Source organism: Candidatus Bathycorpusculum sp. (assembly GCF_009778815.1).
GTDB classification, from domain to species: domain Archaea; phylum Thermoproteota; class Bathyarchaeia; order Bathyarchaeales; family Bathycorpusculaceae; genus Bathycorpusculum; species Bathycorpusculum hydrogenotrophicum.
Genome location: NZ_WRFL01000027.1, coordinates 22,399 through 30,234 on the forward strand (window position 1 = coordinate 22,399; position 7,836 = coordinate 30,234).

Below are 7,836 nucleotides of genomic sequence, written 5' to 3' on the forward strand. Positions count from 1 at the left end.
TCAAGCGTATTTAACTCTGAGTTTTCCATAAGCCAAAACTGCTGAGACCAAAATACGCAAATATGACTGATAATCCGCCTCCAGCTTTTTAGGCGTACCGATTTTTTTCTTCGAAAACCCAATAACATCGTCCAAACACAAAAAAAGACGTTTTCTAACCTCCAATACGGGTATGTTGCTGTCAGTTTCCATAATGTTTCCCTGCCATATTAGGTTTAATTCCAAAAAAGAAAAGCAGATATGGTTCATGAATCTTGCGCTTACAAAGTTTTGGAGGGCTTACTCACACTAACAACAACATAAACCCGAAGAACTACACTGTAAACCGCCTGACAGAATAATCAACCTGCCTGTCACAAGGGAAAATTTGGTTAAAACAACACAAAAACCAAACCCACAACCCACCAAAACACCCAGCCAAACAATAAAGGGGGAGGGGGGATGGTTTGTCGCGTTATTTGATGCGGCATGTTAGGTCTCCTTGGTTTCTCTGGATACAGCGGCATCTCCGGCTCAGCAACTCTAAACTCAGCATTAACATATGTCCGCCTAAGTTTCTCATAACAGCTTGGACAACGAGTTATCGTATCATGCAACGGAGTGAGTAATTCATACTAAACAGCATACACCCCGCAAAGATCACACCTAGAGCCAGGTCGAATACGTCTAACCACAAAAACAGGCCGATCCATCGTTTGAACAGACATCAAACGATCAACTGAGCTGTTTTGGCTGTTTGAGGTGCCGAGGGCAGGGTTTGAACATGCGACTCACCTATACAGGCTAAGCTTGCAAAAACTAATTCAGCAACCAATAGGGTAAACAGGAATGTAACAAAGATCTTTTTCATACCATTCCCCCATTTGGGTATGTTCGGGTGGGTATTTAGTTTACGGTAACAAGGAATGGGATCCCCACATAATTTTGTTATGACAGTGTTATGAATTGAGTGGCCGAGATAAATACGAGTGTTCACCACATAATTGTGCAGTCAAGCCTTTTGTGCAGTGGCTTTGCTAAATATGCAAAAGTTTACAGGCTATGAGTTGGTGTTGTGAAACTTGAGTATATAACTCACAGCATTTTTTACTGATTAGTAAATAAAAATGTTTACGCAATTACTTGGCCAATATTTTATCTGAAACATTTTTTTATGACCTAAATCAAACAAACACTGCCACAAATAATAGTGTTATGCTTAAATACCTATGTGGAAATGAGAAGGGCAGATATACCGGTGGTTTGCCGCCGTTGCACAGCCCGGTAGTGCAACTGACTGTTAATCAGTAGGTCAAAGGTTCGAGTCCTTTCGGCGGCGCCAATTCTCCATTCCAATCAAGGAAATACCAGATTTACTTCACTCATTTTACTTCAATTTACTCCAACAAGAAAAGTAAACAGAGATTTTTCTAAGCATATAAAAAATAAAGAAGATACATTCGACACATCTGTTATAATAAAAGAAATTAAGTTATTTCTGTGTGCATCCTCTAACTATGAATCGCAATACCTCACCTGTTACGAATACGGGAACAAAGATAAGCACAAACCACATTATCAGTGACCTTTCATTCCACAATAGTGTGTTATAGAAATCAGTTCTGAATATATACTCATAAGAGTTTAGAAGCCCCAAAAACGAACTACTGCTCAAACCGGCTATTGTGTAAACTATCAATCTGTTTTTCAGTTTGTATATATTTGTCTTGATGTAAATACCCATTATCATCTCACCCATCACAAACACAGGAATAAAGAGCAGTATAACTGATAGTAAAACTGCACCAACCAGTATCAAACCAAGTGCATTCAGCATTGTTTCAAAACCAAGCCAAGCATACGCATAGACGCTCAGATGCAACAAGAGTAAACCTATAAACCACACCATTGTGTAGATTAGCAATCGGTATTTTAGTTTGTATATGTGTGGCGTTATTTTCTCATTCACACCTGACACCATACTAACCATAGTGCAAACATATGATGTTTACCTGTCTGGTTATCAGCAGTTTTATGATTTATTGACTGCTAATATACAAAAACATAAAGGCATACAATACAAAAATGTAAGCGGTGAAATCATGTTGTTAATCAGCAGGTCAAAGGTTCAAGTCCTTTCGGCAACACCAATCGTTTACTTCCGCGCTATTTTCAAGTTTCCAAAGCCTATACTCAAAAAAGAGACAATAGAACAGATTTATGGATACTATACATACAGTGAGATATAACAAGATGCGACATGCACCGGTTGCAGGCTTGGAGGCAAGTAAACGATGATAATTGTTGATAGAATAGAGAACGGAATAGCTGTTTGCGAAATCGACGGGGTAATGTCAGACATACCACTGTCAAAAATCAGCACCGGGGTTTGTGAAGGCGATGTGCTAATAGATCTCAGCAACGAGGGAACATTTTACACAGTAGATACTGCAAAAACTGAGCAACGAAGAGCAGAGATAACAAAACGCTTTGAACACCTAAAAGCAAAAAACAAAAAGTAAGATTTACCAAACCATAAACGTCCCACCCAACTGCAGACCCCAAAAGACAGCGCTGTTTTTCACAGAAAACAAACACATGCTTCAAAAACCTGCTCTATCATGAACATTGAATGTTGTGATTCTTCTAAAAGCATTTATTTCGGTTGTCTGTTTTTTAGATTGAAGATGAGTATGTCCGAGCAACAGATTAGAAGCTTCATAGCTTTCGACCTTGAAAACGACAGTGTCACAAACAGAATTGCAAGCATCCAAAAATCTCTTCTGCAAACTAACGCCGATCTCAAAATGGTAGAACCCAAAAACATTCACATCACCGTGCGTTTTCTAGGACCCATCAACCCTGACATGGTAGACAAAATATATGCCGCCATGCAAAACGTCAAATTTACACCCTTTAACATTCAACTATCAGGTTTAGGAGTTTTCCCCACCATCAACTACCCCCGAGTAGTTTGGGCAGGTATACGAGATGGTGCAGACCAACTAAAGAGCATCTTTGAGCAACTAGAACCCCAGATTCATGATTTAGGATTTGCACCTGACCCCAACGGATTTAGTCCCCATCTAACCATCGCACGGGTCCGCTCAGGCGCTAACAAACAACGCCTCGTCGATTTTGCCGAGCGCCAAGAAAATTATGAGTTTGGCAACATACGCGCCAGTTGTCTGCGCCTCAAAAAAAGCCAGCTCGCACCCAAAGGCCCCGCTTATACCACCCTCAAAGAATACTGCCCCTAAGGCCTCAAGATGAGCCAAGATGCGCTAACCTCTCAGATACTGCAGAAAATCACACCTAACCCAGAAGAACGTCTAAAGGTTAACGCATTAAGCCAGAGATTTGAACAAAAAATCCAAGAAGTCTGCCGATTGGAGGGTATAGATGCAACTGTCCGAGTGGAGGGTTCAGTTGCTAAGGATACGTGGTTAAGCGAAAATCAAGACATAGACATCTTTATGCGGTTGCCTACAGCTATTGTGCGCAAAAATCTCAATGAGATCAGTTTGCGCATCGCTAAAAAAGCCGCAGGTGATGCCAAACAAATTGAGCGATATGCGGAGCATCCGTATCTCGAAATTTTTGTGGAGGGTTACCGCATTGATATTGTGCCCTGCTATGATGCCAAGCCCGGTGAGTGGCAAAGTGCAACGGACCGCACGCCCTACCATACCAACTATATCCGGACGCATTTAGGCCAAGAGCGCACCGGTGAAGTACGACTACTTAAAAAGTTCATGCAAGGCATCGGGGTTTATGGTGCAGAAATCAAAGTCGGCGGCTTTAGCGGGTATCTCTGCGAGCTTTTGGTTATGCAATATGGTTCCTTTGAAGGCGTCATTAGAACATTTGCAGATTATAGTAAACGCGTAATAGTTGACATCGAGGGCGTTTATGTTAATTGTACAAAAAAAGAGGTAGAGTTACTTTTTGTTGAGCCGCTAATCGTTGTGGATCCTGTTGATAAGAACAGAAATGTTGCCTCGGCAGTTCAACCCCAAAAACTCTATGAATTCATAGGAGCAACAAGAGCGTATCTAAAAGCGCCAAGTCAAGACTTTTTCTATCCACCGCCCATTCAGGCATTTCATCCAGATATAGTGGAGTGTCGCCTTGCTGCACAAACCACGACTCATCTTTGGGTAGTCATCGGCGGGATAGAGGCCGTTCCAGACGTATTGTGGGGACAGCTCTATCGCACCAAACGATCTCTGCGTAAATTACTTGAAACCCATGATTTTGAGATTCTGCGAGACGCAGTTTGGAGTAACGAATCAACGCTTTGTGTGTTTGTTTTTGAGCTCAAGCAACAGATGTTGTCCTGTGTGAAAAAGCATCTTGGACCGCAACTAGAGCGCCAAGGGGAATGTGAGAGATTTCTGGCCAAGCATATGGATAAAAGTAATGTGTATGTGGGTCCCTATATTGAGGATGACCGCTGGGTTGTTGAGATGCCCCGCAGATACAGCAACGCCACAATATTGTTGCAAGAGAAACTCGCAGATGGCGGCAAATCTGCGGGAATTGCAGAATTAGTTGCAGAAGCCATAAAACAGAACTGCAAAGTTATGGTTGATGGCGAGATACTTGAAATTTATAGGGAAAACGCGGATTTTGCGGTTTTTCTCACTGAATTTCTGACGGGCAAACCATTTTGGTTAGTAACCTAAAAACCTTAGAACCAATATAACAGTACCCATAGTAAGCAGTAGATACTAAAAAGACAGAAGTTTTTGACATTAAATACTGTATACCTTATTCTGCCTATAATTGCAGGATCCATACCAGCCGCACTTATTGCAGTAACTGCAGGCGACTGGTTTGGCAATTATTTTTTGTGTCTATTGGGTGGCGCTGTGGTACCAGCTGATGATGTATTCAGGCAGGTTTAGGCCTCGTTCGCCGAGACGTTCTACGAGCTTCATTGGCAGGGGGCTTAGGACGTAGGCGGCGCGTGTGTAGAATCGTCGGGGAGAGTTGGTTTGTGCTTCTTCGGGTAGTATGATTTTGAGGTCTGCTTTTTTGGCTAGGGTGGATTCTTCATTGCTTGTTATGGCAAAGACTGTTCCGGCGAATTTTTTGAGTACATCGGCCCATATGATTACTGGGCGGGTTTCGCCTGAGCAGGAAAGTAGAATTTCTAAATCGCCTGCTCTTGGGTGGGGTGTGTTGACGCCGCGGGTGATATAGACGTTGTCGCCTAGAAAGCTTTTTAGGTGAAATAGTCTGACGCCGGTCATTTTGGCGATTTCGTTTGCGGTGCCTTTTCCGCCTAGAAATAGGTTGGTGCGTCTTTCAAGTAAATCGACAAGGCGTACATAGGTTTCGCTGTTAACATTGTTGTCTATTAAGGTGCCGAGTTCTGTGAATTCTTCGTTGCACAATTTGTAGACTTCGTCAACGTCGAGGTTGCGATATATCGCTTCTACCATGCTGTTGAGAAGTTCAAGTGTGCCGAGTTCAAAGATGTCGCCCATCATGCCTGTTTCGGAGTATTCAAAGCTGGGTTTGAGTTTGCCTCGGCCTTTTAGTTGTACAACAGAGCCGTATTTACTGGTGATATCGGCTAGGGGGGATTCTTGGGCTGAGGTAAATAGACCCATGGAGAAACGGGTTGATTTTTTGTCTTCGATATATTTGGCGAGGTCTTGGGCCATGACCAAGGGGTCGTCACTGTAGCCGCTACCTGAGTTCATCAGAAGTAGCGTTTTTTTGTAGCGCCGTTCCAATTCCATGGCGGCTTCGTACATGCTTTTTCCGGGAAATCCAGGATCATCAGGTGTTAGAACAACTTTGTTGCGCCATCCTGCAGTTGCAAGTGCACTTTGGCTCATGGCAGCGTTGAGCGAGTAGAGAGATCGTCCTGATCCGCCGCAAATCACACAGTCAGCAGCTTTGAGATCCTCATAGAGGACCGCGAGATCTTTCTTTTTGATCGCTAGAACATTTTCTTGTATGCGGTTAACATAACCTAGACTACTGACTCTACTCTTCATCCTGGGCACTATCCGTTCAGATGATTCAAAGCTTATCTATATTATCCTTGTGCCTGCAAATAGAAGATGCGCAGGACATTAAGCACTAAATACAATATACGATACATAAAATGTAGTCAACGTGCACAAGTCTGTGCCGCTTAAGGCAAATTTATCGTGGAAAAATAACCCAGACCGTGACTCAAAAACACATTTCTGCTAACAAAAAAGCGTACAAACAGAAACAGGATAGGGAAATAAGCGTAGTCAACCAAACAGCTCCAACGTAAAGCAAACATGACGCCCAAATAAACAAAACAAGAAATAGGGGGTTGCAACAAATATTAAAAGCAGTACTGCACCTACAACTACAGATATGTCTTGGTGAAGTGCTTGAGCAATCATTGTGAATCTTCCGTCAGAGACAATTATACGCCAGATAAACTGCATGTTATTATTCCGGTAGGCGGGAAAGCTACACGGCTTTGGCCATTAACATCTGAGACCAGTAAAGCTTGTCTGCGCTTGCTTAATAGGCCGCTTGTAGAGTTTTCATTGTTGTCGCTGGCAAATCAGGGCATACGTAACTTTATTTTTGGTGTCAAAGGTTACACCAACTATCGTGATCTCTATGATTATTTTGAGTCGGGAACTGGTTTCTCTGCACGGTATGGTATCGATCCACCGATTCATATAAAGTATCAACCAAATGTGGCGGATTTAGGCAGTGCTGATTCTGCGCGTATAAATATGGATTACTATGAGATAACTAACCCTGTGTTTGCGGTTCAGGGTGATAACATTTTTGATATAAACATCAAAAATCTCATCGAGTTTCACAAAGAAAAAGAGGCGGTGCTAACTATTGTTCTTCGAGAAGTTGACAATGTGGAAGGTTTAGGGATAGCCAATATTGACAAGTCAGGGCGTATTCAAGAATTTGTTGAAAAACCGCAACCTAAAGATGCTCCAAGTAATCTTGCCAATACTGGGCTCTATGTGCTCTCACCTGAAATACAGCAGATCTTTAAAGAAAAAGGCGTACAGCAACTTATCAGGGAAAAAAATAGGTTGGATTTTGGTTATGATTTTATTCCGTATGTTATCTCAACCGGTCGTCCGGTGTATGGGTATACGTTGAAGAGTAATTGGTATGATGTGGGCACTCCTAGGAGTTATCTTGAGGCCATGAAGAGTTTGTTGCAGGGTGGGTTGTCTACGCTTAAGGATTTTGGTGGTAGATTAAGTGAGGATAGCATGATTTGGGTGCAAGGAAATCGTGCTGATTCAGAAAAATGTCGGGAAGAAATCATCAATCAGGTTAAGCGTGGAAAGATTGAGATTGAGGGTGCGGTGTTGATTGGGCAACACTGTCAAATCGAAGATGGTGCGCGTATCGTTAATAGTTGTATTGATAATTTTACTCGGATTGGTAAAAATGCGGTGATAACTAATTCGGCGGTTATGGATCGTGTGATAGTTGGGGATAGTGCGGAAATTCAGGACAGTATTATTGGGCGGCATGTTGTGGTTAATTCAAGCGGTAATAAGCCTACTTGGATAAATTCGGTAAGTGTGGTTGCAGATGATGTTATCCTAGAAGAGGGTTGTATGTTAAGGGATGCAAAGGTTTATCCGCATCAGCATATCCGGGGCGAGTTTCAAAATCAAACTGTAAACTCCAGTTCTTAACTATATATTCCATATAGTTTTGACTGATATGCTAAGCTTTGTTTGTAGTATCCTAAAATCCCGAGAAATGTAACTATGACGTTGTAATGGGGCATAAAAAACCGTCTAAATTATAATTACGCCTTAAAGTGACATTTCCCATAAACCAAAACATAGTTATATTAGTACGTAA

The 7,836-nt window shown here is 42.1% G+C and carries 8 protein-coding genes and 1 tRNA gene; 5 read left to right on the plus strand and 4 right to left on the minus strand.

What is annotated here, in order from left to right:
• Together FWF39_RS06625 and FWF39_RS06630 are read right to left on the minus strand one after the other, a co-directional pair.
• The gene (locus FWF39_RS06625) at positions 1-192 is read right to left on the minus strand and encodes a hypothetical protein (RefSeq protein ID WP_343382655.1); all 192 of its coding nucleotides are present in this window, start codon (positions 190-192) and stop codon (positions 1-3) included.
• A 514-nt stretch (positions 193-706) separates the two neighbouring features.
• Positions 707-850, minus strand: a complete 144-nt coding sequence (locus FWF39_RS06630; RefSeq protein WP_343382656.1) for a hypothetical protein — start codon at positions 848-850, stop codon at positions 707-709.
• Between the two features lie 394 nt (positions 851-1,244).
• On the opposite strand from FWF39_RS06630, the gene FWF39_RS06635 reads away from it, so the two are divergent.
• Positions 1,245-1,321 (plus strand) — tRNA-Asn (locus FWF39_RS06635).
• Between the two features lie 150 nt (positions 1,322-1,471).
• Here FWF39_RS06635 and FWF39_RS06640 read toward each other — a convergent pair.
• Positions 1,472-1,948 carry a hypothetical protein gene (locus tag FWF39_RS06640; RefSeq protein WP_343382657.1) on the minus strand — a complete coding sequence of 159 codons (477 nt, stop codon included), beginning with the start codon at positions 1,946-1,948 and terminating at the stop codon, positions 1,472-1,474.
• Between the two features lie 325 nt (positions 1,949-2,273).
• On the opposite strand from FWF39_RS06640, the gene FWF39_RS06645 reads away from it, so the two are divergent.
• The 3 genes from FWF39_RS06645 (at position 2,274) to cca (ending at position 4,667) form a co-directional block, all read left to right on the plus strand.
• Positions 2,274-2,501 carry a DUF3006 domain-containing protein gene (locus FWF39_RS06645; protein ID WP_343382658.1) on the plus strand — a complete coding sequence of 76 codons (228 nt, stop codon included), beginning with the start codon at positions 2,274-2,276 and terminating at the stop codon, positions 2,499-2,501.
• Positions 2,502-2,672: 171 nt separating this feature from the next.
• On the plus strand, positions 2,673-3,239 hold the full coding sequence (gene thpR / locus FWF39_RS06650) for an RNA 2',3'-cyclic phosphodiesterase (RefSeq protein ID WP_343382659.1): 567 nt from the start codon (positions 2,673-2,675) through the stop codon (positions 3,237-3,239).
• A 9-nt stretch (positions 3,240-3,248) separates the two neighbouring features.
• On the plus strand, positions 3,249-4,667 hold the full coding sequence (cca, locus tag FWF39_RS06655) for a CCA tRNA nucleotidyltransferase (RefSeq protein WP_343382660.1): 1,419 nt from the start codon (positions 3,249-3,251) through the stop codon (positions 4,665-4,667).
• Positions 4,668-4,838: 171 nt separating this feature from the next.
• Here the strand turns inward: cca and FWF39_RS06660 are convergent, their stop codons facing one another.
• Positions 4,839-5,993, minus strand: coding sequence for an SIS domain-containing protein (locus FWF39_RS06660; RefSeq protein ID WP_343382661.1), 1,155 nt, complete (start codon positions 5,991-5,993; stop codon positions 4,839-4,841).
• A 372-nt stretch (positions 5,994-6,365) separates the two neighbouring features.
• On the opposite strand from FWF39_RS06660, the gene FWF39_RS06665 reads away from it, so the two are divergent.
• On the plus strand, positions 6,366-7,664 hold the full coding sequence (locus FWF39_RS06665; RefSeq protein WP_343382662.1) for an NDP-sugar synthase: 1,299 nt from the start codon (positions 6,366-6,368) through the stop codon (positions 7,662-7,664).
• Positions 7,665-7,836: the final 172 nt, after the last annotated feature.

Excerpts from the sequence above, each read along its gene's own strand:
- FWF39_RS06625 (WP_343382655.1), bottom strand. The coding sequence starts at position 192 with ATGGAAACTGACAGCAACATACCCGTATTGGAGGTTAGAAAACGTCTT.
- FWF39_RS06630 (WP_343382656.1), bottom strand. The coding sequence starts at position 850 with ATGAAAAAGATCTTTGTTACATTCCTGTTTACCCTATTGGTTGCTGAA.
- FWF39_RS06645 (WP_343382658.1), top strand. The coding sequence starts at position 2,274 with ATGATAATTGTTGATAGAATAGAGAACGGAATAGCTGTTTGCGAAATC.
- thpR (WP_343382659.1), top strand. The coding sequence starts at position 2,673 with ATGTCCGAGCAACAGATTAGAAGCTTCATAGCTTTCGACCTTGAAAAC.
- cca (WP_343382660.1), top strand. The coding sequence starts at position 3,249 with ATGAGCCAAGATGCGCTAACCTCTCAGATACTGCAGAAAATCACACCT.
- FWF39_RS06660 (WP_343382661.1), bottom strand. The coding sequence starts at position 5,993 with ATGAAGAGTAGAGTCAGTAGTCTAGGTTATGTTAACCGCATACAAGAA.